Below are 21,891 nucleotides of genomic sequence, written 5' to 3'. Positions count from 1 at the left end.
GCGAGACGCGCGGTGGAGGGAGCATGGAGGTGCCGGCCCGGCCGTCGCCGTGTGCGAGGGCGGCCGCGGCGGGTGAGCCCACCGGGGGTGTCACCGGGGGTGGAGGAGGCGCCGCGATGACAGCCGGATCCCTGGAGTCCGAACCGGGCGGCCACGGCGCGGAGCCGCCCCGGCCGACGGGGCTGCTGGACGTGCTCAGCGTGGCCGCGGTGGTGGTGGACGCCGAGGGGCGCATCGTCTTCTGGACCCCGCAGGCCGAGGAGCTGTTCGGCTACTCCGCCGAGGAGGCGCTCGGCACGCACGCGGCCCGGCTGTTCATCCACCCCGAGCATCTGCCGTCGGTGACGAAGCTGTTCGCGGAGGTGCTGCGGACCGGGCAGAGCTGGGCCGGCACGTTCCCGGTGCGGCACAAGGACGGCAGCACCCGGATGACGGAGTTCCGCAACATGCGGCTGCTGGACGACCTCGGGGACGTGTACGCGCTCGGCATCGCGGCGGACCACTCGCTGCTCCAGCGGGTCGAGACGGATCTGGCGCTGTGCGAGCGGCTGATCAACCAGTCCCCCATCGGGATCGCGCTCGTCGGCCCGGATCTGCGGTTCCTGCTGGTGAACCCGGCGCTGGAGCGGGTCGACAGCACCCCGGCCGGCGAGCATGTCGGCCGCCCGCTGCGGGAGACGCTGCCGCTGTCGGACATCGACACCATCGAGGCGTGTCTGCGGCAGGTGATCACCACCGGGACGCCGCTGCTGGACCAGTACCACGTGGGCCGTCCGCCGGACGAGCCCGATCAGGAGCGGGCCTGGTCGCTGTCGTTCTACCGGCTGGAGGACCCGGGCGGGCGGGTGCTGGGCGCGGCCATCTCGTTCGTCGACGTCACCGAGCGGCACCGGGCGGCCGCGGCGGCCGATCAGGCCCGGCGGCGCCTCGCGCTGATCGCGGAGGCGTCGACGCGCGTCGGCACCTCGCTCGAGGTGGAGCGGACCGCCGACGAGCTGGCGGACGTGGCCACGCCCGAGCTGGCCGACGTGGTCGCCGTGGACGTGCTGGACGCGGCGCTCGCGTGCCGCCGCAACCGCCGGCCGGAGAACGGCCCGGAGCTGTTCCGCGCCCTCGCGCTGAAGTCGGCGTATCCGAGCCCCGCGCTGCGGGCCGCCGACCCGCCGGGTGATCTCGCCGCGTACGAGGGCGACCGGCTGGTCACGCTGTGCGTGCACACGGCGCGGCCGGTGCTGGTGCGGCACGTGGGCGCGGCGGATCTGCCGCGGATCGGCCGGGACGCGCAGGCCACCGAGCTGTTGGCGCGGGCGGGGGTGCACTCGTACCTGGCGGTGCCGCTGATCGCGCACGGCGAGGTGCTGGGCGCGCTCGATCTGAAGCGGACCCGCAATCCGGTGCCGTTCGACGAGGACGACGTGGTCCTCGCCCTCGAGCTGGCCGGCCGGGCCGCCGTGGCCATCGACAACGCGCGCTGGTTCCAGAGCGTGCGCAACACGGCGCTCACCCTGCAGCGCAGCCTGCTGCCCGACCACGCGCCGCACCACACGGGTCTGGAGCTGGCCTCCCGCTACCAGCCGGCGCAGGCGACCAGCGAGGTCGGCGGCGACTGGTACGACGTGCTGCCGCTGGAGGACGACAAGACCGCCCTGGTCGTCGGGGACGTGATGGGCAACGGCATCGACGCGGCCGCCACCATGGGCCGGCTGCGCACCGCGACCTGCGCGTACGCGGACCTCGACCTCGATCCCGGCGCGGTGCTCCACCACCTGGACAAGATCACCTGCGATCTGGAGCACTACATCGTCACCTGTCTGTACGCGGTCTACGATCCGCGCACCCGGCAGTGCCAGGTCGCGAACGCCGGGCACATGCCGCCCGCGCTGTCCCGGCCCGGGGAGCCGCCGCGGCTGCTGCGGCTGCCGTCGGGCGCTCCGCTGGGGGTGGGGGGTGTGCCGTTCGAGACGACCACGGTCGAGCTGGTGCCGGGCGATCTGCTGGTCCTGTACACGGACGGGCTGGTGGAGACGCGGCACCACTCCATCGACGACCGGCTGGATGTGATGCTCGGCTTCCTGGACGAGCCGCGCCGGCCCCTGGAGGAGACCTGCGACCTGCTCCTGTACGGCCTGCGCCACCCGGACGATCACGACGACGTGGCGCTGCTGGTGGCCCGGATGGTGTGACCGCCGGGCCCGCCTTGCCCGGGGATGCGGCGGGGCGCACCCTTGTCGTATGGGTGCTCCGAGCGGTCCCACCCTCATCGGCTCCGTGCAGCGGGCCTTCCGGCTGCTGGAGGCCATGAGCGCGCACGACAACGGCGCGCCCGCCAAGCAGCTGGCGCGGGAGACCGATCTGCCGCTGGCGACCACCTACCACCTGCTGCGGACGCTGGTGCACGACGGGTATGTGCGCAAGCTCGACGACGGCGGGTTCGTGCTGGGCGACCGGCTGGGGACGCTGCGGTCGTCGGGCCGGGCGCAGACCCTGCTCAGCCGCGTGCGTCCGGCGCTCGCCGCGCTGCGGGACGAGCTGTCGAGCGCCGCCTACCTCACGTTCTACGAGGACGGGGAGATCCGGGTCGCCGAGATCGTGGACGGTCCGCGGGCGCCGCGGGTCGATCTGTGGGTCGGGTTCGAGGACGCCGGGCACGCGACGGCGCTCGGCAAGTCGGTGCTGCGGGAGCTGGACGAGGAGGCGCGCCGGGAGTACCTGTCGCGGCACCACCTGGCCGATCTGACGCCGAGGACGATCACCGACCCTCCCGAGCTGCTGCGCCGGCTGGACACCTCGCCGATCGCCCCGGCGGTCACGGACATGGAGGAGTACGCGCTCGGCACGGTCTGTGTCGCGGTGCCCGTCTACAGCGGCGGCACGCTCGGCTCGCTGGGGGTGTCGCTGCGGGCGGACGGCCGTGCGCGCCTGGAGGACGTCACCGCGCTGCTGCTGCCGACGGCGGAGCGGGTGACGCGGAGCCTGTCGCTCACTATCTGAAATCCCGTGGCTTGCCCGGATCCACCCCGGCCCGGTTTCCTAATAAATAGGACATATCAGGTTTCTGGGGTGCTTCGCCCTGGCGCACAGACGAGGACTGCGGACGGATAATGAGCCGGGCCCCTGAGAACGGACCTGACCACTGGTCGCGGCGTTGGATCGTCGCCGCGGCCGTACTGCTGATACTGATCGCCTCCGGGCTCGCGCTCGTGGACCTGCTGGGCGGTTCGAAGACGGCATGGGTGGCCCTGCTCGCCACGGTGCCGGCGCTCGCCGCCACCGTCGGCGGGCCCCGCACGGTCCTGTGCGGGGGGCTCTTCGCCGGCGTTCTCGGGGTGGCCCTCGGCCTCCATCACCATGTCCCGGGCCGTTTTCTCGGCATGACGCTGGCCGCCCTGGTGATCACCACCGCGGCGTGCGGGCTGACCAGCGCGCTGCGCGGACGCCGTGAGCGGGTTCTGGCGGCGGTGCGCTCCGTCGCGGAGGCCGCGCAGCACGCCCTGCTGCAGCCGGTGCCGTCGACGGTGGGCCCGTTCCAGGTGGCGGTGCGCTACAGCGCCGCGGCGGCGGAGGCCCGGATCGGCGGCGATCTCTACGCCCTGGTGTCCACGCCGCACGGCGTGCGGCTGATCGTCGGCGACGTCCGCGGCAAGGGGCTGCCGGCCGTGGGGACGGCGGCCCTGGTCGTCGGCGTGTTCCGGGAGGCCGCGCACGACGAGCCCGACCTGCTCGACGTGGTCGCCCGGATCGAGCGCAGCCTCGCGCGGAACCTGGGGCCGGACGACTTCGTGACCGCCGTGGTCGCCGGGTATCCGCGGACCGGGGAGCTGGAGGTGGTCAACTGCGGGCACGCGCCGCCGCTGCTGGTGCGGGACTCGGCCGTGGTCCCGGTCGAGCCGGACCGGCCGGCCCCGCCGCTCGGTCTGCGCGGCCTGTCCGGCGAGACGCCCGACCTGCATGTCCTGCCCTTCGCCGACGGCGACCAGCTGCTGCTGTACACCGACGGCGTCACCGAGGCCCGCAACCACGACCGCGAGTTCTACCCGCTGGCTGAGGGACTGGCCCGGCGCACCTGCGACGACCCGGCGGACACCGTCACCGCGCTCCACGGCGAGCTGCTGCACCACGTCGGCGGGCATCTGCACGACGACGCGGCCCTGCTCCTCCTGCGCAAGCCGGTCCCCGCCGAAGCGCCCGCGCCCGCACCCGCGGCCCCTCGGGAGGCCGGGCGCATGGGCACCTGCTTCTCCTGAGACCGAGCCCCCCTCGCCACCGCCCCGCTCCTGGCGGTGGCGACACGCATGCCCGGAGCCACGCGTGTCCGGACCGTCGACACCCCACTATGAACCGCATGTATACATGCTGTGTATAGTCCGGGCATGCCTTCACTGCCCAAGAAGATGAAGAAAACCTGGATGTGGTTGTCCGCCGCCGCCGTCGTGACGGCGGCGGCGTCGCTCGTGGCCTTCGACCAGTACGTCCGTCTGGACACCACGTCCCCCAGCACCGCGCGCGCCCAGAGCGGAGCCCACGCCCCCCTCGGCAGCGTCGACTGCCGCAAGGCCAAGTGCGTCGCGCTGACCTTCGACGCCGGGCCCAGCGAGCACTCCGCGAAGCTGCTCGACATCCTCGAGGAGGAGAAGGTCCCGGCGACCTTCTTCCTGCTCGGCAAACGGCACATCGAGAGATATCCCGAACTGGTCCGGCGGATGGCCGACGAGGGCCACGAGGTCGCCAACCACACCTGGGACCACAAGCCGCTCACCGAACTGGGAGCCGACGGGATACGCGAGGAGATAGAGCGGCCCAACAAGGAGATAGCGGCGCTCACCGGGCACCGCCCCACCCTGATGCGCCCGCCGCAGGGGCGGACGAACAACACCGTGCACGAGATCTGCCGCGAGCTCGGGATGTCCGAGGTCCTGTGGAGCGTGACGGCGAAGGACTACAGCACCGACGACTCCGCCCTCATCCGGCAGCGCGTCCTCGCGCAGACCGAGCGCGACGGGATCATCCTGCTGCACGACCTCTACGACGGCACCGTGCCGGCGGTGCCCGGGATCATCGACGGGCTGAAGAAGCGCGGCTATGTGTTCGTGACGGTCCCCCAGCTGCTCGCCCCGGGCAAGGCCGAGCCCGGCGAGGTGTACCGGTGAGCCGGGTGTGACCAGCGCCGATCGCGCGAGGGCGTTCCGTAGGATCTTCCCGTGGCCACCTTTCTCCTCCAGCGCACGGTCCCGCTCCCGCTCGACGAGGCCTGGCGCCGTCTGACGGAGTGGCCGCGCCACGGTGACGTCGTCCCGTTCACCCGCATCCGGGTCCTCACCCCCGGGCCCACCCGGGAGGGCACCCGCTTCGTCGCCCGCACCGGGCTCGGCCCGCTCGGCTTCGACGACCCGATGGACGTCACGCTGTGGGAGCCGCCCGGCGACACGGCGCCGGGGCGGTGCCGGCTGGAGAAGCGGGGCCGGGTGATGACCGGCTGGGCGGAGATCGAGGTGCGCCCGGGTCCCGGCGGCCGGACCCGGGCCGTGTGGCACGAGGAGGTGCGCGTCCGGTTCGTGCCGGGCGCGCTGGACGGTGTGGTGCGGCTGGCGGGCCGTCACTTGTTCGGACGGGCGATGAACCGGCTGCTGCGCACCCCCTGACTCGGGTCAACGTCCGTGCCGTTGCATATGGTTGGGGTCCGACCGAGGTGACGGGGGGACGATCGCATGAGCCACGCGGAAGCCGGGCCGATGGCGGCCGGCGAGGTCGAGGCGCTGGCCGTGGACGGGCTGCGCTGGCTGATCGGCACCGGGCGGGAGACGGAGGACGGCGGCCTGGGCTGGCCGGTCCGGCCGTCGGACGAGGCGATCGACCCGATGCTCTACAACGGCACGGCCGGGGTCGTCCCCGTACTCCTGGAGGCCTGGCGGCACTTCGGGGACGACGTCTACGCGGACACCGCCGTGCGGGCGGCCCGCGCCCTGGAGGGGTTCGCCGACTCATGGGAGGACGACTCCCTGTACTTCGGCCGCACCGGTATCGCGCTCGCCCTGCGGGCCGTCCACACGCAGCTGGGCGACGCCCGGGCCGGCGCCGCCGCCGCACGCGCTCTGGAGCGGGTGGCCGCGAACTTCGACGGGGAGCGCTGGGGCGAGCTGTACGAACTCATGGGCGGCAACGCGGGCATCGGCCTGGGCGCCCTCCTCGCCGGGGACGACGATCTGGCCGTACGGGCGGTCGAGCCGTACGCGCGCACGGCCGAGCCGACGGCGGCCGGGGTGCGGTGGCCCTTCCGGCCCGAGGTCGAGGGGCGGATGCACCACATCTCGCACGGCACGCTCGGCGTCGTGTACGGGCTGGCGGCGGTCGGCGGGGCGACCGGACGGTCCGATCTGCTCGAACTCGCCCTCGCCGGGGCCGCCGACGTGGTCGCGCGCGACGAGGACGGGCCCGACGGCTTTCTCGTCCCCCACTCCGACCCGCCGCACTTCCCCGACGTCACCCCGCGGTACAGCTACGGCTGGTGCCATGGCCCGGCCGGTGACGCCCAGGTGTTCCGGCTGCTGCGGGACGTGACCGGCGACCCGGTGTGGCCGGCGCTGGCCGACCGCTGCTGGGGCACCGTCACCCGCTCCGGGCTGCCGCGCCGGCTGCGCCCCGGCTTCTGGGACAACGACGGGCGCTGCTGCGGCACGGCGGGCGTCCTGGCCCTCGCCGGCGACCGGATCGCCGAGCGGGGGGACTCCCCCGCCTTCGCCCGTACGCTCGTGGCCACGCTCGGCGCGCACGCGGTACGGGACGCCGACGGCGCCCGCTGGTCCAACGTGGAGCACCGCGCCACCCCGAGCGACCTCGAACCGGAGTGCGGCTGGGCGTCGGGCAGCGCGGGCATCGTGCGTGAACTCCTGCGCCATGTAAGGATCGTGGGCGGCGGCGACCCGGCGTACGCCGTGGCCTGGCCCGACCAGCCGGTGGCCCGCGCTCAGGCCACGGACCCGATCCGGGCTGCCGCGGGCCGGGACGTGGCGTCGTGATGGATGGGCGTGTGCGCACCGGTCAGTGAGACCCCGCTGCCGCCGCGCCGGCTCGCGACGATCTCCGCCGCGATCGACAGGGCGGTCTCCTCAGGGGTGCGCGCGCCGAGGTCCAGGCCGATCGGCGAGCGCAGCCGGGCCAGTTCGAGCTCGGTGACGCCGGCCTCGCGGAGCCGTTCGTTGCGGTCCAGGTGCGTGCGGCGCGAGCCCATCGCACCGACGTAGGCGACGGGCAGGCGCAGGGCGAGGCGCAGCAGCGGTATGTCGAACTTGGCGTCGTGGGTGAGCACACACAGGACCGTGCGCGCGTCGACGTCGGTGCGCTCCAGGTACCGGTGCGGCCACTCCACGACGACCTCGTCGGCCTCCGGGAAGCGGGCCTTCGTCGCGAAGACCGGGCGGGCGTCGCACACCGTGACGCGGTAGCCGAGGAACGCCCCGACCCGGACCAGCGCGGAGGCGAAGTCGATGGCGCCGAAGACGATCATCCGGGGCGGCGGCACCGAGGACTCCACCAGCACGGTCAGCGGCTGCCCGCAGCGGGAGCCCTGTTCGCCGATCTCCAGGGTGCCGGTGCGCCCGGCGTCGAGGAAGGCGGCCGCCTCGGCCGCCACCGTGCGGTCCAGCTCGGGGTGTCCGCCGAAGCCGCCCTCGTGACCGCCGTCCGGGCGGACCAGGAGCGCGCGGCCGATCAGTTCGGCGGGCCCGGACACGATCCGGGCGACGGCCGCCGCCTCGCCGGCCGCGGCGGCGGCCAGTGCCGCCTCCACGACCGGGCGGACGACGTCCTGCGCGCGGACCGGTGTGACCAGAATGTCGATGACGCCGCCGCAGGTCAGGCCGACCGCGAAGGCGTCGTCGTCGCTGTAGCCGAAGCGCTCCAGGACGGACTCGCCGTCCCGCAGCGCCTGCCGGCACAGCTCGTACACCGCGCCCTCCACACAGCCGCCGGAGACCGAGCCGGTCGCCGTGCCCTCGGCGTCCACCGCGAGCGCGGCGCCGGGCTGACGGGGGGCGCTGCCACCGACGGCCACCACGGTGGCCACGGCGAAGTCGCGTCCCTGCCCGGCCCACCGGTGCAGTTCCTCGGCGATGTCCAGCATCTCTCGGTCTCCTTGAGACGGTCGTGTGCGGAGGGCTTGCCCGGCTAGTGGACGCCCATCCAGCTCTCGATGGGGTTCAGGGCGAAGTAGACGAGGAAGACGGCGGTCAGGCCCCACATGAAGGCGCCGATCTCGCGGGCCTTGCCCTGGGCGACGCGGATGGCCACGTACGAGATGACGCCGGCGGCGACACCGGCCGTGATGGAGTACGTGAACGGCATGATCACGACGGTGAGGAAGACGGGGATCGCGGTGGCCCGGTCGGACCAGTCGACGTGCCGGGCGTTCATCATCATCATGGCGCCGATCACGACCAGCGCGGCGGCCGCCACCTCGCCCGGCACGATCGCGGTGAGCGGGGTGAAGAACAGGCAGGCGGCGAAGAACAGGCCGGTGACCACGGAGGACAGGCCCGTGCGGGCGCCCTCCCCGACCCCGGTCGCCGACTCGACGAACACGGTCTGGCCGGAGGCGCCGGCCACCCCGCCGATCGCGCCGCCCGCGCCGTCGATGAACAGCGCCTTGGACAGGCCCGGCATCCGGCCCTTGTCGTCGGCGAGCTTGGCCTCGGTGCCGACGCCGATGATGGTGGCCATCGCGTCGAAGAACCCGGCGAGGACCAGCGTGAACACGATCATGCCGACGGTCATCGCGCCGACCTCGCCCCAGCCGCCGAACTCGACCTGGCCGAAGATCGAGAAGTCGGGCATGGACACCGCGCTGCCGTGCAGTTCGGGAGCGCCGCCCGCCCACTGCTCGGGGGCGATGACGTCGAGCGCGTTGAGGACGACGGCGAGGACGGTGCCGCCGACGATGCCGATCAGGATCGCGCCGGGGACGCCGCGGGCCTGGAGCATGAAGATGGCGAGCAAGGTGACGGCGAAGAGGAGGACGGGCCAGCCGGCCAGTTCACCGGCCGGGCCGAGGCTGAGCGGCGTCGCCTTGCCCTGGTGCACGAAGCCGGCCTTCACCAGGCCGATCAGGGCGATGAACAGGCCGATGCCCATGGTGATGGCGTGCTTGAGGGCGAGCGGGATCGCGTTCATGATCATCTCGCGGAGGCCGGTGACGACCAGCAGCATGATGACGACGCCGTACATCACGCACATGCCCATGGCCTGCGGCCAGGTCATCTGCGGGACGACCTGCGAGGCGAGCACGCCCGAGACGGAGAGGCCGGCGGCGAGGGCGAGCGGCACCTTGCCGAAGAAGCCCATCAGCAGCGTGGTGAAGGCCGCCGCGAACGCGGTCGCGGTGATGAGGGCCTTCTGCGCGAGGGTGTCCCCCGCCGCGTCCTTTCCGGACAGGATGAGCGGGTTGAGCAGGAGGATGTACGCCATCGCCATGAAGGTGGTGACGCCACCGCGCACCTCGCGCGCGACCGTGGATCCTCGGTGGGATATGTGGAAGTACCGGTCGAGCCAGGACCGGCCGGCCGGGACGCGGGTTCCTTCACCCGCGTCGTCGGCGGTGACCGTGGGCTCGAGTGACTGCTGGGTCATGTGGGCCTGCTCCCAAGGTTCATAGGGGCACCCGTGGGCCGCCGTCGGCGGTGGAGCACGGGATTTGGGGAGGTGCACGACCCGGGGGACGGCCCGAGACGAACGCGGAACTTGCTTGGCCGGCGCCGGGGGTGAGCCGTGGAGTGTGCTGTGCCCGGCGCCGGGGTGCCGTTGCGCCCACCCGTGCCGCTGGGCCCCCCAGGCCCTTGAGGCACCGGGGGAGGCACGACTGCCCGCAACTGCGCGGACGTTACGCGGTGCCCGTCAAGTGTTCGGGGCGTACCGGGGTCCGGTTCAGCTCCAGCCCCGTCGCGGCCCGGATCGCCGCGAGGACGGCCGGGGTGGACGACAGGGTGGGGGCCTCGCCGACGCCGCGCAGCCCGTACGGCGCGTGGTCGTCGGCGAGTTCGAGCACGTCGACGGGGATGGTCGGCGTGTCGAGGATCGTGGGGATCAGGTAGTCCGTGAAGGAGGGGTTCCGTACCTTCGCCGTCTTCGGGTCGACGATGATCTCCTCCATCACGGCCACGCCCAGGCCCTGGGTGGTGCCGCCCTGGATCTGGCCGACGACGGACAGCGGGTTGAGCGCCTTGCCGACGTCCTGGGCGCAGGCCAGCTCGATCACCTTCACCAGGCCGAGTTCGGTGTCGACCTCGACGACGGCCCGGTGCGCGGCGAACGAGTACTGGACGTGCCCGTTGCCCTGGCCGGTGCGCAGATCGAAGGGCTCGGTGGGGCGGTGCCGCCACTCGGCCTCGACCTCGACGCTCTCGTCCTCCAGGACGTCGACGAGGTCGGCGAGGACCTCACCGCCGTCGGTGACGACCTTGCCGCCCTCCAGGAGGAGTTCGGCGGTGGCCCAGGCCGGGTGGTACGAGCCGAACTTGCGCCGCCCGATCTCCAGCACCTTCTCGCGGACCAGCTCGCAGGAGTTCTTCACGGCGCCGCCGGTGACGTACGTCTGCCGGGAGGCGGAGGTCGAGCCGGCGGAGCCGACCTGGGTGTCGGCCGGGTGGATGGTCACCTGGGCGACGCCGAGCTCGGAGCGGGCGATCTGCGCGTGGACGGTGACGCCGCCCTGGCCGACCTCGGCCATCGCGGTGTGCACGGTGGCCACCGGCTCGCCGCCGACGACCTCCATACGGACCTTGGCCGTCGAGTAGTCGTCGAAGCCCTCGGAGAAGCCGACGTTCTTGATGCCGACCGCGTAGCCGACGCCCCGGACGACGCCCTCGCCGTGGGTGGTGTTGGACAGGCCGCCGGGCAGCTGCCGTACGTCGGCGCCCTCGCTGGACTCCCACTGGCGCTCCGGCGGCAGGGGCATCGCCTTGACGCGGCGCAGGAGTTCGGCGACCGGGGCCGGCGAGTCGACGGGCTGGCCCGTCGGCATGATCGTGCCCTGCTCCATGGCGTTGCGCTGCCGGAACTCCACCGGGTCCAGGCCGAGTTCCTTCGCCAGCTTGTCCATCTGCGCCTCGTAGGCGAAGCAGGCCTGGACCGCGCCGAAGCCCCGCATCGCGCCGCAGGGCGGGTTGTTGGTGTAGAGGGCGATGGCCTCGATGTCGACGTCGTCGACCACGTACGGGCCGATGGACAGCGAGGAGGCGTTGCCGACGACGGCCGGGGAGGCGGAGGCGTAGGCGCCGCCGTCGAGCACGATCCGGCACTTGACGTGGGTCAGCCTGCCGTCGCGGGTGGCGCCGTGCTCGTAGTACAGCTTGGCGGGGTGGCGGTGGACGTGCCCGAAGAAGGACTCGAACCGGTTGTAGACGATCTTGACGGGCTTGCCGGTGCGCAGCGCGAGCAGACAGGCATGGATCTGCATCGACAGGTCCTCGCGGCCGCCGAAGGCACCACCCACGCCGGACAGCGTCATCCGGACCTTGCTCTCGGGCAGGCCGAGGACGGGGGCCATCTGGCGGAGGTCGCTGTGCAGCCACTGGGTGGCGATGTACAGATGGACGCCGCCGTCCTCGTCGGGCACGGCGAGGCCGGACTCGGGGCCGAGGAACGCCTGGTCCTGCATGCCGAAGGTGTACTCGCCGGTGACGATCACGTCGGCGCGTCCGGCGGCGCGGGCGGCGTCGCCGCGGACGATCGGCTGCCGGTGCACGATGTTGGGGTGCGGGACGTGTCCGGCGTGGTGGTCGTCGCGGTCCTCGTGGACGAGGATCGCGTCGGGGGCGGTCGCGGACGCCTCGTCGGTGACGACCGGAAGTTCGCGGTACTCGACCTTGATCTTGGCGGCGGCGCGGCGCGCGGTCTCCGGGTGGTCGGCGGCGACGAGGGCGACCGGTTCGCCGTGGTGGCGGACCTTGCCGTGCGCGAGGACCGGGGTGTCCTGGATCTCCAGTCCGTAGTGGCGGACCTCGGTCGGCAGGTCGTCGTAGGTCATGACGGCGTACACACCGGGCAGTGCGAGGGCCTCGGAGGTGTCGATGGACACGATCTCGGCGTGCGCGACGGTGGAGCGCAGGATCTGGCCCCAGAGCATGTCCTCGTGCCACATGTCGGACGAGTAGGCGAACTCGCCGGTGACCTTGAGGGTGCCGTCGGGGCGGAGCGTGGACTCGCCGATGCCGCCCTTGGTCGGGGCGCCCTGGGTGATCTTCGTGGGGGTTCCGCTGGGGGACGCCATCGTCAGACCGCCTCTCCCTGCCGTGCGGCCGCCAGCCGGACCGCGTCCATGATCTTCTCGTAGCCGGTGCAGCGGCACAGGTTGCCCGACAGTGCCTCGCGGATGTCCGCGTCGGTCGGGTTGGGGTTGCGCTCCAGCATCTCGTCGGCGGCGACCAGCAGACCGGGGGTGCAGAATCCGCACTGGACGGCGCCGGCGTCGATGAACGCCTGCTGGATCGGGGCGAGTTCGGTGCCCTCGCCGGTCTGTGAGTCGGTGCCCTTGGCCTGCCACGTCTTGGCCTCGTCGAGCGAGGTGCCGTGGGTGTCGCCGCAGGACCGCTGCCGGGCGTGGTCCGCGAGGCCCTCGACGGTGACGACGTCGCGGCCCTCGACCTGGCCGGCGGCGACCAGGCACGAGCACACCGGCACGCCGTCCAGACGGACCGTGCAGGAGCCGCACTCGCCCTGTTCGCAGGCGTTCTTGGAGCCCGGCAGGCCGAGCCGCTCGCGCAGGACGTACAGCAGGGACTCGCCCTCCCACACGTCGTCGGCCTCCTGCGGACGTCCGTTGACAGTGAAGTTGACACGCATCAGGCGACTCCCTCCGTGGTGGCGGCGGTGCCGCGGTACGACTCCCAGGTCCAGGTCAGCGTGCGGCGGGCCATCACGCCGACCGCGTGGGGCCGGTAGCTCGCGGTGCCCCGGACGTCGTCGATCGGGTTGCAGGCGGCGGCACACAGGTCCGCGAACCGCTTGGCGACCGACGGGGTGATGATCTTGCCGTTGTCCCAGAAGCCGCCCTCCTCGAGCGCCGCGTTCAGGAACTCCTCGGCGGTCGTGGCGCGGATCGGGGTGGGCGCGGCCGAGCCGATGCCGGTCCGGACGGTCCGCGTCTCGGGGTGCAGGGCGAGACCGAAGGCGCACACGGCGATGACCATGGCGTTGCGGGTGCCGACCTTGGAGTACTGCTGGGGTCCATCGGCCTTCTTGATGTGGACGGCGCGGATCAGCTCGTCGGGCGCCAGCGCGTTGCGCTTCACGCCGGTGTAGAACGCGTCGATGGGGATACGGCGGCTGCCACGCACCGACTCGGCCTCGACCTCGGCGCCGGCGGCGAGGAGGGCCGGGTGGGCGTCACCGGCCGGGGAGGCGGTGCCGAGGTTGCCGCCGACTCCGCCGCGGTTGCGGATCTGCGGGGAGGCCACCGTGTGCGAGGCGAGGGCGAGGCCCGGCAGCTCGGCCCGCAGGTGCTCCATGATCCGCGTGTAGGGCACGGAGGCGCCAAGCCGCACGCTGTCCTCGCCGACCTCCCATTCGTAGAGGTCTCCGATCCGGTTGAGGTCGAGGAGGTACTCGGGCCGGCGGTGGTCGAAGTTGATCTCGACCATCACATCGGTGCCGCCCGCAATCGGCACAGCGGTGGGGTGCTCGGCCTTCGCGGCGAGCGCCTCCTCCCAGCTGGCGGGGCGAAGGAAGTCCATGACCGGCTCTCTTCTTCGTCTCGTGGGTCGTACGGATCGAGCCAGATCGGGTGCGGCGGGCCCGGCTCGTTCATGTGCTGTTCACGCTGATGGACGTCAGTACACAGGCCTGTGCTCCACCGGGGTCAGTCACGGAAACCATGAAGGAGTTGGCTGGCCACGATGGGCATCTTGTAGATTCGTATGAACGGAGGGCACCCGTAACCTCCCTGCTTCCCCGGGGAAACATCCGGCACGGCTCTGTGACCTGGGACACCGTCCGAAAGACGACGAGCGCGCCGCCCGTGGGGGCCGCTCGCGGCCCGTGCGCGGGCCTGCCCGGACCCCTCAAGATCCATCGTAGTTTTCGAGACAGAAGAACGGCGGCGACGAGAATGCGGCTGCGCGCACTGCTGGACACCGATGCGCTGGGCCTGAAGCTGCTCGGCGGCGAGGACGAGCTCGACCGCACCGTGCGCGGGGTCATGACCACGGATCTGAGGGACCCCAGCCGCTATCTGTCGGGCGGGGAGCTGGTGCTCACCGGGCTGGCGTGGCGGCGGGACGCCGCGGACTCCGACCCTTTCGTCCGCATCCTCGTGCAGGCCGGTGTGGCGGCCCTGGCGGCCGGCACGGCCGAGCTCGGCGACGTCCCGGAGGATCTGGTGGCGGCCTGCGCCCGGCACCGGCTGCCGCTGTTCGCGGTGCACGAGTCGGTGGCGTTCGCGACGGTCACCGAGCATGTCGTCCGGCAGGTCAGCGGGGAGCGGGCCGGGGATCTGGCGGCCGTCGTGGACCGGCACCGCCGGCTGATGACGTCGGGCCCGGCGGGCGGCGGCCCGGACGTGGTCCTCGATCTGCTCGGCTCCGACCTGGACCTGCGCGCCTGGGTGCTGTCCCCGGTGGGACGGCTGATCGCGGGCTCGAAGTCGGCCGGCCCGGCGCTGCCGCCCGACCTGTGCGCGCGGCTCGCGGCCGGGCATCTCGCGGCCGCCCGCTCGGGCCGCCGCGGCCCGCACCGGGTCACGCTCGGGAACACCGTGTACTCGCTCTTCCCGATCCGCAGCGGCGGCCGGCCGGCCGGGGACCCCCGCGAGACGGTGCTGTCCGAGTGGCTGCTGGCCGTGGAGGCGGACGCCGGGGACTGGCCCGCCGAGCGGCTGGACCTCCTCCAGGGCGTCACCCAGCTGATCGCCGTCGAGCGGGACCGCCGGGACGCCGCCCGCACGGTACGGCGCCGGCTCGCGCAGGAGGTCCTGGAGCTGGTCCAGACGGGCGCTGCGCCCGCCGAGATCGCCGCCCGGCTGCGGGTGGCGGCCCCGGTGCTGCTGCCCGGCCTCGGGGCGGCCCCGCACTGGCAGGTCGTGGTGGCCAGGGTCGAGTGGGCGGACGGCGGTATCGAGCCGGGTCCGGCCGCGCAGGCCCTGCTGGAGGAGGTCCTGGTCGATCCCCGCGCCACCGGCCCGGAGCCCTCCGACCGGATCGCGGTGGCGCACACCGGCGAGGAGGCGATCGCTCTGGTGCCGCTCCCCGCGGTCTCCGCCGAGCACGACGGCTCGGAGGCCGGGGTGCTGGCCGACGCGCTGCTGGACGCCGTGGCCGAGCCGCTCTCCGCGGGGCTGGACGACGACGGCCGGATCACGCTCGGGGTGAGCGCGGCCGTGCACTCCGCGGAGGGGCTGCGCGGCGCCCTGGAGGAGGCGCGGCACGCGCGCCGGGTCGCCGCGGCCCGGATGGGCCGGGTGTGCGCGGCCGGCCATCAGGAGCTCGCCTCGCACGTCCTGCTGCTGCCGTTCGTGCCCGACGACGTCCGGCGGGCGTTCACCGCGCGGCTGCTGGACCCGCTGCGCGACTACGACCGGCGGCACCGCGCCGAGCTGATCCCCACCCTGGAGGCGTTCCTCGACTGCGACGGCTCCTGGACCCGGTGCGCCACCCGGCTGCACCTGCACGTCAACACACTGCGCTACCGGGTCGGCCGGATCGAGCAGTTGACGGGCCGGGACCTGTCCCGGCTGGAGGACAAGCTGGACTTCTTCCTGGCATTGCGGATGAGCTGAACCGGCGCAGGGGGCGCGCGGAGATGGCACCAAGTGCCGTCCGTGTCCCACGACTTTGTGAAATCCTTCACCCACCCTCTTGGCCGGGCGCTCGTATTCGTGCTGAGATGCCGCCACCACTCAACAGCTCGATGGCGTGCTCGGGGAGGGCGAGGTGGCGTATACCGCCATGTCTGGTAACGGAACGACCGGCGGCGACGATCCACTCCAGACCGCGGTATGGCGGCTGCGCTCACGCGCGTGCTGGGCGGACGCGGCGGCCCTGCTCCAGCCGGTCACCGCACAGGCCGCGCTCCAGCGCGCGGCCCTGCTGGTGGAGCGGTGCCTGTACACCGAGCGGGGCTGGGCGGAGGCCGAGGACGCGCTCCGTACGGCCGAGGCGCTGGCCCACACCGACGACGAACGCGGCGCGGCCGCTTGTGAACGGGGGCAACTTGCGTACGCGGCGACGCTGCACTCCGTGCGCGACCGGGCCGACGAGGCGCGGGCGGCGCTGGGCCGGGCGGCGGCGCTGATCGCGCCGGGCGCGCCGGGCCGGGCCCTGCTGGACTTCCGCCGCGGTCTGCTCGCGGAGAACCTGGCGCGCTCGCCGCAGGCGGCCCGCGCCGCCTACCGCCGCGCCCACGCGGGCGCCACGGCGCACGCCGACCCGCTGCTGCTGTCGTTCACCTGGCGGCATCTGGCCGGGCTGGCGCTGCGCGACGGGGAGCTGGCCGAGGCGCGGCACGGCTTCGCCGAATCCCTGCGCATCCGCGAGGAGTTGGGCTATCTGGTGGGCACGGCCCCGGCGCTGGCGTCGCTGGCCGACACGGAGTCCGAACCGGAGGCGACCCGGCTCCGCGACGAGGCCCGCCGCCTGTTCCGCCTCCTCGGCGGCGTCCCCACCTGGCTGTCCGACCACCTGGACCCGGCACCACCGGCGGCGACGGCCTGAGGGGCCGAGGAGGGACGCGGGCAAGCCGAACCGGCACCCCGGTCGACACGGACTGCCCGGCGTGCGGCGGCTGTTCGGTGTCTGGGCGGGGGCCCTCGCGGGCGGAGCATCCGGCCCCGTGCCGTCGGCGGTGACGGCTCGGGCGGCGAAGCGGACGCGGCGGGGCGGCGCGCAGGCCGAGACCGCCCGTGCGGCGGCTCTTGCGGCTGGGCGGGCCCCTCGCGGGCGGAGCGTCCGACCCCGGCACCACCGGCGGCGGCCTGAAGGCCGCAAGGAGCAAGCCCTAATGCGCGCCGGCGAAGTGCTCGTCGACCAGCGCCCGTACGACCTCCAGGTCGCGGGCGATGAGGGCGTCCAGGAGGGCCGTGTGCTCGGACGCGTCGGCCAGCAGGTCGGCGTGACCCCGGCCGGGCGTGCGGGCCGGGCCGGTGAGCGGCCACTGGGCACGGCGGTGCAGGTCGTCGGCGATCCGCACGAGCTGGGCGTTGCCGGCCAGGGAGAGCACGGCGCGGTGGAAGGTGCGGTCGGACTCGGCGTAGGTGGCCCGGCATCCGGTGGCCGCAGCGCGCACGGTCGCCTCGGCCAGCGGGCGCATCTCGGCCCAGCGTTCGGCGGGCACCGCGTGGGCGAGCCGGAGCATGACGGGGACCTCGATGAGCGCCCGGACCTCGGCGAGTTCGGCCAGGTCCCGGGCGCCGCGCTCGACGACGCGGAACCCCCGGTTGGGGACCACCTCGACGGCGCCCTCCAGGGCGAGCTGCTGCATGGCCTCGCGGACCGGGGTCGCGGAGACGCCGAAGCGGTCGCCGAGGGCGGGTGCCGAGTAGACGGCGCCGGGCGCCAGCTCGCCGGTGACGAGCGCGGTGCGCAGGGCGTCGAGGATCTGCCCGCGCACCGAGGCGCGCTGCACGACCGGACGCGGCCCGGGGATCGGCGTCTCGCTGTGAGTGTGCTCGCCGCGCGCGGCGGGCGGTGTGCCCTGCGGGGGGACCCGGGGTTCCGGGGCGGCCGCCGCGGCCTCCTGGACGTGCGGTGTCCGCGGTGTCCCCGTCGTCGCGGAGCTTCGCGCGCCCTGCTTCACGGGTCCTCCTCCGGGACGGTCGGTACGTGGGGTATTACGGCGGCTTGTTACTCACCCGTCAAGCACCTTAGGCGCAGAACGCGACAGTTCAAACCTCGCCGATCTAGGGGTAAGGTAAGGCTTACCTTCAGTACCTCGCGGATTGGCGGCCCCGATGCCCGTGCCCTCCTCAGCTCTCGAGCACGCCTACGCCCGTCTCGCCGAGGTCCTCCCGGGGCTCGACATCACCCAGCCGGCCACCTCCGCGGCGCTGCCCCGGCACGGCGGCTGGGTCACCGCGGACGCGCTGGCGGAGGGCGGCACCGGGCTCGACGCGTTCCTCGCCTGGGACGACGCCCAGGTGCTCCGGGACTACGGGCAATCCGCGCGCCCGGACGTCGTCGCCAGCTTCGGACTGCACCGCTACGCCTGGCCGGCGTGCCTGCTGATCACCGTGCCGTGGTTCCTGCTCCGCCGCGTCCCGCGCTTCCCCGTGACACATGTCTCGTACGACCGTACGGACCCGCGCGCGCCCCTGGGCCGTCTCGCCGCGCGTCCCGTCTCCTTCGCCTGCCTGCCCGGCGATCCTGCGGCCGGGCTGCCCGGCGCGCGGGTGGTCCCCGACGAGGAGGCCCTGCGGGCCGAGGTGCGCGCGGCCGTCGCCGAGCACCTGGAGCCGGTCCTCGGCGGCTTCGGCCCCCGGATGCGGCGGCGCGGGCGCGCCCTGTGGGGCATGGCGACGGACGAGGTCGTCGAGGGCCTGTGGTACGTGGCGCATCTGTTCGGGGACGGCGAGCAGGAGCGGGCCCGGCACGAGCTGGAGCTGCTGCTGCCGGGCGCGACGAAGCCGTACGTGGGCTCGGCCGCCTTCCGTGAGCTGACCGGTCCGGACGGCGAGTCGCTGCCGACCCGTGACCGGGCGAGCTGCTGCATGTTCTACACGGTGCGCCCCGAGGACACCTGCGCGACCTGTCCGCGCACCTGCGACGCCGACCGGCTGGCCAAGCTCCTCGCGGCCTGAAACGACCGGCAGCGGCCGGGCGCCGACCGCCAACGGCCGCCTCTCGTACGGCCGTTCGAACGCGCTCGTTTCACAGGTTCCACACTTTCCGCAGGAACTTTCCACGGAACCACCCGCACGGGTAGTGTTGTTCGAACTCAACTCCCGCCCCTCAAGCGGCAGTTCGAGCAGAACGCCGCCCTGGGCATCCCCTTGCACCTCCTTGGCGGCCTCTTGCCCCGAAACCCCCTGAGGGCCGCAGGGATTGGGCCACTATGGCGGGCGTTACGCCCTATCCCAATGCAAGGGACCCCAGATGAGATTGACCGACATATCGCTGAACTGGCTGCTTCCGGGCGCCGTACTGCTCCTGGGCATGCTGGCGGCGGTGGCGGTGCTCGCTCGTGGGAAACGGTCCGGGGAGCACCTGACCGAGGACTCCTGGGAGCGCAACGAGGAGCGCCGCAGGCGCAAGGAGGCCATCTACGGCACGGCGTCCTATGTGCTGCTCTTCTGCTGTGCGGCCGTCGCCGCCGCGCTCTCCTTCAAGGGCCTGGTCGGCTTCGGTGAGCAGAACCTGGGCCTCAGCGACGGCTGGCAGTACCTGGTGCCGTTCGGTCTCGACGGTGCGGCGATGTTCTGTTCCGTGCTCGCGGTGCGCGAGGCCAGCCACGGCGACGCGGCGCTCGGCTCCCGGATACTCGTGTGGACGTTCGCGGGCGCCGCGGCCTGGTTCAACTGGGTGCACGCGCCCCGCGGCCTGAGCCACGCCGGCGCCCCGCACTTCTTCGCCGGCATGTCCCTGTCGGCGGCCGTCCTGTTCGACCGTGCCCTCAAGCAGACCCGCCGGGCCGCGCTGCGCGAGCAGGGCCTGGTGCCGCGCCCGCTGCCCCAGATCCGCATAGTGCGCTGGCTGCGGGCGCCCCGCGAGACCTACAAGGCGTGGTCGCTCATGCTGCTGGAGAACGTCCGCAGCCTGGACGAGGCGGTCGACGAGGTCCGCGAGGACAAGCGGCAGAAGGAGGCGGCCCGCCTGCGCCGCCGGGACAAGGAGCGCATGGAGCGCGCCCAGCTCAAGGCCATCAGCCGCGGTCACCGCGGGTTCATCGGCCGCGGCGGCGGCCGGCAGGGCGAGCCGCAGGCCCTGGAGCCCGCCTCGTCCCAGGTCACCGCGGAGCCTGCCATATCCTCGCCGGAACCGCTGCCCGTGCGTACTCGCCCTTCTCTTGAGCCCGTACGCACCGGTTCGGAACCGGTGACCGTCGATCTGACCGCGGAGGACGACACGATGGCGCTGCCGCGGCTGGACTCCCTGGAGCGCAAGCTCAAGGACCTGGAGCAGCAGTTCGGCTGAGCCCGTCCCAGCCACGCATCCACGGGAAGGGGCGCGACCCACGGCACGGGTCGCGCCCCTTCCCGTCGTCCGGCGTCACACGTCGACGCCGAGCTCGAACCAGACGGCCTTGCCCACGCCGTGCACGCACACGCCCCAGGCGTCCGCCAGGGACTGCACGAGCAGCAGGCCCCGGCCGCTCGTACCGGTGTCGGCGTCCGGTACGCGCATCCTGGGCCGCCGGGACGTGAAGTCCCGTACCTCCACGCGCAGTCCGTCCGGTCCCACGGTGGCGGTCAGCACCGCGTCCCGGTCGGTGTGCACGAGTGCGTTGGTGACGAGTTCGCTGGTGAGCAGTTCGGCGGTGTCGGAGCCGCCGCCCCTGCCGCACTGCCGCAGCAGTTCGCGCAGCGCCCTGCGCGCCTCCGGTACCGCCCGCAGATCGGCCCGGCCGAGTCTGCGCCTGAGCTGGGAGGTCCGTATGTGGTCCCCGGCGTCCCCGGTCCCGTCCTCCGCCGTCTTCGCCGAGGAGGCCCCGACCGCCGTGGTACCGCCTCCCCGTGCCTGCCTCTTCATGACCCCCGCCTGCGTGCCGATGTCGGTTCCCCTCCTGGCTCGAACACGTTCACGGGAACCATTCCCCGGTCGCGGTGGCGAACAGTCATGTCCCGTCGTCGACGACCAGGTGTTCGGCCATCGGCGGCCGGTCCGTACGGGTGGGTGAAAGCCGGGACACCGTGTTTCGGGCGTCCGGAGCGGCCGGTGGGCGGGGTCCGTCACCTGCCCGGCCGGGAGGACGGGGCAGGACGGGGTTTGCGACGGCATGAGGCGGGGCCGTCCTCCGGTGCGGCCAGGAGAGGGCCGTGCGGCGCCCCGGCACACGGCCCTCGCGCCGACCCGCGTACGGGCGTGCGGACCGTACGGGATCACGCGGAACGCCGACCCGGTCCTGCCGAAGTCGGCGTACCCGGTGCGGACACCCGGGTGGACGGAGGAGTCGGCGGCCCGGACCCCTCGGCGCCGACGCCCCCGTCCTCGGAAAGTGGCTGAAACGGGACGCTGTCACTCCCCCGTGGGGCCGCCCTGCCCGACCCCCGTGCGGGAGGGCGGCCCCGTGACGCGCCGGCCGTGTGGTCAGTACAGCTTGTCGACCGCGGTGGTGGTCGTCTTCTTGAACGCCTTCACCGGGGCGTCCGAGAAGTCCCCCATCTGCCCCCAGCGCACGAGGGTGACCGTGCCGCCGTCCCGGCCGACCGAGGTCAGGTTGATGTCCATCGCGCCCCACGCCGCCCGGGTGTGCACCGCGTGCACGCGGGCCCCCTCCTCCACCGGCAGGGTCCCGTACGTGCGGTACTCGGCCTCGATCTCGGGGTCGGCGCCGGCCCGCAGCGCACAGCGCCGGACCTCCCGGTCGAGGCGCCGGGCGAGCGCCTCCGCCTTGGCACTGTCACCGACCACGACGACGATCTGCTGGGCGTTGGTCTCCAGTTCGGTGCGGAAGTCGCGGTGACGGATGTCGTAGGCGAGCAGCGCCTCCCCGAAGCAGTACTCCAGCTCCACGGGCACCCCGTCGCTGACCGGGCCCGCGGTCCAGCCGGTCGGGTGCGGCGGCAGCTGGGACGCCGTCAGGAACCTGGGCGCCGCCTTCGGCGCGGCGCCGGCCGGTGCGGCGCCGGCCGGTGCGGCGGTGAGCGCGGCTCCGGCGGTCAGCCCGGCCACGGCGAGCGCGGCGAGCACACCGGTGCGGATGGTCGTGGACATGGGCGGCCCCCCGTGGATGAGTCGGTGCGTGTGACGACCGTGGTGG

18 protein-coding genes are annotated in these 21,891 nt (G+C 73.4%); 10 read left to right on the top strand and 8 right to left on the bottom strand.

Going from position 1 to position 21,891, the window contains the following annotated elements:
* The first annotated feature begins 116 nt into the window (after positions 1-116).
* The 6 genes from DC008_RS27770 to DC008_RS27745 all read left to right on the top strand — a co-directional run bounded on the left by DC008_RS27770 (position 117) and on the right by DC008_RS27745 (position 7,013).
* Positions 117-2,183, top strand: a complete 2,067-nt coding sequence (locus DC008_RS27770; protein ID WP_108709298.1) for a SpoIIE family protein phosphatase — start codon at positions 117-119, stop codon at positions 2,181-2,183.
* Between the two features lie 49 nt (positions 2,184-2,232).
* Positions 2,233-2,991 carry an IclR family transcriptional regulator gene (locus DC008_RS27765; protein ID WP_108709297.1) on the top strand — a complete coding sequence of 253 codons (759 nt, stop codon included), beginning with the start codon at positions 2,233-2,235 and terminating at the stop codon, positions 2,989-2,991.
* Positions 2,992-3,101: 110 nt separating this feature from the next.
* Positions 3,102-4,244, top strand: a complete 1,143-nt coding sequence (locus tag DC008_RS27760; RefSeq protein WP_208646006.1) for a PP2C family protein-serine/threonine phosphatase — start codon at positions 3,102-3,104, stop codon at positions 4,242-4,244.
* A 126-nt stretch (positions 4,245-4,370) separates the two neighbouring features.
* A complete protein-coding gene (locus tag DC008_RS27755) occupies positions 4,371-5,147 on the top strand; it encodes a polysaccharide deacetylase family protein (RefSeq protein ID WP_108709296.1) in 777 nt (258 codons plus the stop codon).
* Between the two features lie 51 nt (positions 5,148-5,198).
* Complete coding sequence (locus DC008_RS27750) at positions 5,199-5,639, top strand: SRPBCC family protein (protein ID WP_108709295.1); 441 nt, start codon at positions 5,199-5,201, stop codon at positions 5,637-5,639.
* A 66-nt stretch (positions 5,640-5,705) separates the two neighbouring features.
* Positions 5,706-7,013 carry a lanthionine synthetase LanC family protein gene (locus tag DC008_RS27745; RefSeq protein ID WP_235072288.1) on the top strand — a complete coding sequence of 436 codons (1,308 nt, stop codon included), beginning with the start codon at positions 5,706-5,708 and terminating at the stop codon, positions 7,011-7,013.
* Here DC008_RS27745 and DC008_RS27740 read toward each other — a convergent pair.
* From DC008_RS27740 to DC008_RS27720, 5 genes are all read right to left on the bottom strand, one after another.
* The gene (locus tag DC008_RS27740; RefSeq protein ID WP_108709293.1) at positions 6,962-8,116 is read right to left on the bottom strand and encodes an XdhC family protein; all 1,155 of its coding nucleotides are present in this window, start codon (positions 8,114-8,116) and stop codon (positions 6,962-6,964) included. The two genes, DC008_RS27745 and DC008_RS27740, sit on opposite strands and share 52 nt — an antisense overlap.
* 44 nt (positions 8,117-8,160) lie before the next feature.
* Positions 8,161-9,618, bottom strand: a complete 1,458-nt coding sequence (locus DC008_RS27735; protein ID WP_108709292.1) for an NCS2 family permease — start codon at positions 9,616-9,618, stop codon at positions 8,161-8,163.
* 250 nt (positions 9,619-9,868) lie between these two features.
* Positions 9,869-12,256: a xanthine dehydrogenase family protein molybdopterin-binding subunit gene (locus DC008_RS27730; protein WP_108709291.1), complete on the bottom strand. Its 2,388-nt coding sequence runs from the start codon at positions 12,254-12,256 to the stop codon at positions 9,869-9,871.
* A gap of 2 nt (positions 12,257-12,258) precedes the next feature.
* Complete coding sequence (locus tag DC008_RS27725) at positions 12,259-12,828, bottom strand: (2Fe-2S)-binding protein (protein WP_108709290.1); 570 nt, start codon at positions 12,826-12,828, stop codon at positions 12,259-12,261.
* On the bottom strand, positions 12,828-13,718 hold the full coding sequence (locus DC008_RS27720; protein ID WP_108709289.1) for an FAD binding domain-containing protein: 891 nt from the start codon (positions 13,716-13,718) through the stop codon (positions 12,828-12,830). Before DC008_RS27720 ends, DC008_RS27725 begins: the two co-directional genes overlap by 1 nt.
* 374 nt (positions 13,719-14,092) lie before the next feature.
* Here DC008_RS27720 and DC008_RS27715 point away from each other — a divergent pair, with 374 nt between their 5' ends.
* The gene (locus DC008_RS27715) at positions 14,093-15,757 is read left to right on the top strand and encodes a PucR family transcriptional regulator (RefSeq protein WP_108709288.1); all 1,665 of its coding nucleotides are present in this window, start codon (positions 14,093-14,095) and stop codon (positions 15,755-15,757) included.
* 154 nt (positions 15,758-15,911) lie between these two features.
* Complete coding sequence (locus DC008_RS27710; protein ID WP_108710887.1) at positions 15,912-16,691, top strand: hypothetical protein; 780 nt, start codon at positions 15,912-15,914, stop codon at positions 16,689-16,691.
* Between the two features lie 283 nt (positions 16,692-16,974).
* Here DC008_RS27710 and DC008_RS27705 read toward each other — a convergent pair whose 3' ends face one another.
* Positions 16,975-17,772, bottom strand: coding sequence for a GntR family transcriptional regulator (locus DC008_RS27705; RefSeq protein ID WP_108709287.1), 798 nt, complete (start codon positions 17,770-17,772; stop codon positions 16,975-16,977).
* 154 nt (positions 17,773-17,926) lie between these two features.
* Between DC008_RS27705 and DC008_RS27700 the strand changes: the two genes are divergently transcribed.
* Both DC008_RS27700 and DC008_RS27695 read left to right on the top strand, forming a co-directional pair.
* The gene (locus tag DC008_RS27700) at positions 17,927-18,772 is read left to right on the top strand and encodes a (2Fe-2S)-binding protein (RefSeq protein ID WP_108709286.1); all 846 of its coding nucleotides are present in this window, start codon (positions 17,927-17,929) and stop codon (positions 18,770-18,772) included.
* 295 nt (positions 18,773-19,067) lie between these two features.
* Positions 19,068-20,105, top strand: a complete 1,038-nt coding sequence (locus tag DC008_RS27695) for a DUF2637 domain-containing protein (RefSeq protein WP_108709285.1) — start codon at positions 19,068-19,070, stop codon at positions 20,103-20,105.
* A gap of 75 nt (positions 20,106-20,180) precedes the next feature.
* Here the strand turns inward: DC008_RS27695 and DC008_RS27690 are convergent, their stop codons facing one another.
* Complete coding sequence (locus DC008_RS27690) at positions 20,181-20,660, bottom strand: ATP-binding protein (protein ID WP_108709284.1); 480 nt, start codon at positions 20,658-20,660, stop codon at positions 20,181-20,183.
* Positions 20,661-21,218: 558 nt separating this feature from the next.
* The gene (locus tag DC008_RS35735; protein WP_208646004.1) at positions 21,219-21,845 is read right to left on the bottom strand and encodes a hypothetical protein; all 627 of its coding nucleotides are present in this window, start codon (positions 21,843-21,845) and stop codon (positions 21,219-21,221) included.
* Between the last annotated feature and the right edge of the window lie 46 nt (positions 21,846-21,891).

Source organism: Streptomyces nigra (assembly GCF_003074055.1).
GTDB classification, from domain to species: Bacteria; Actinomycetota; Actinomycetes; order Streptomycetales; family Streptomycetaceae; genus Streptomyces; species Streptomyces nigra.
Note: the sequence above shows the minus strand (reverse complement) of the source record. Positions and strands in the feature narration are given on the sequence as shown.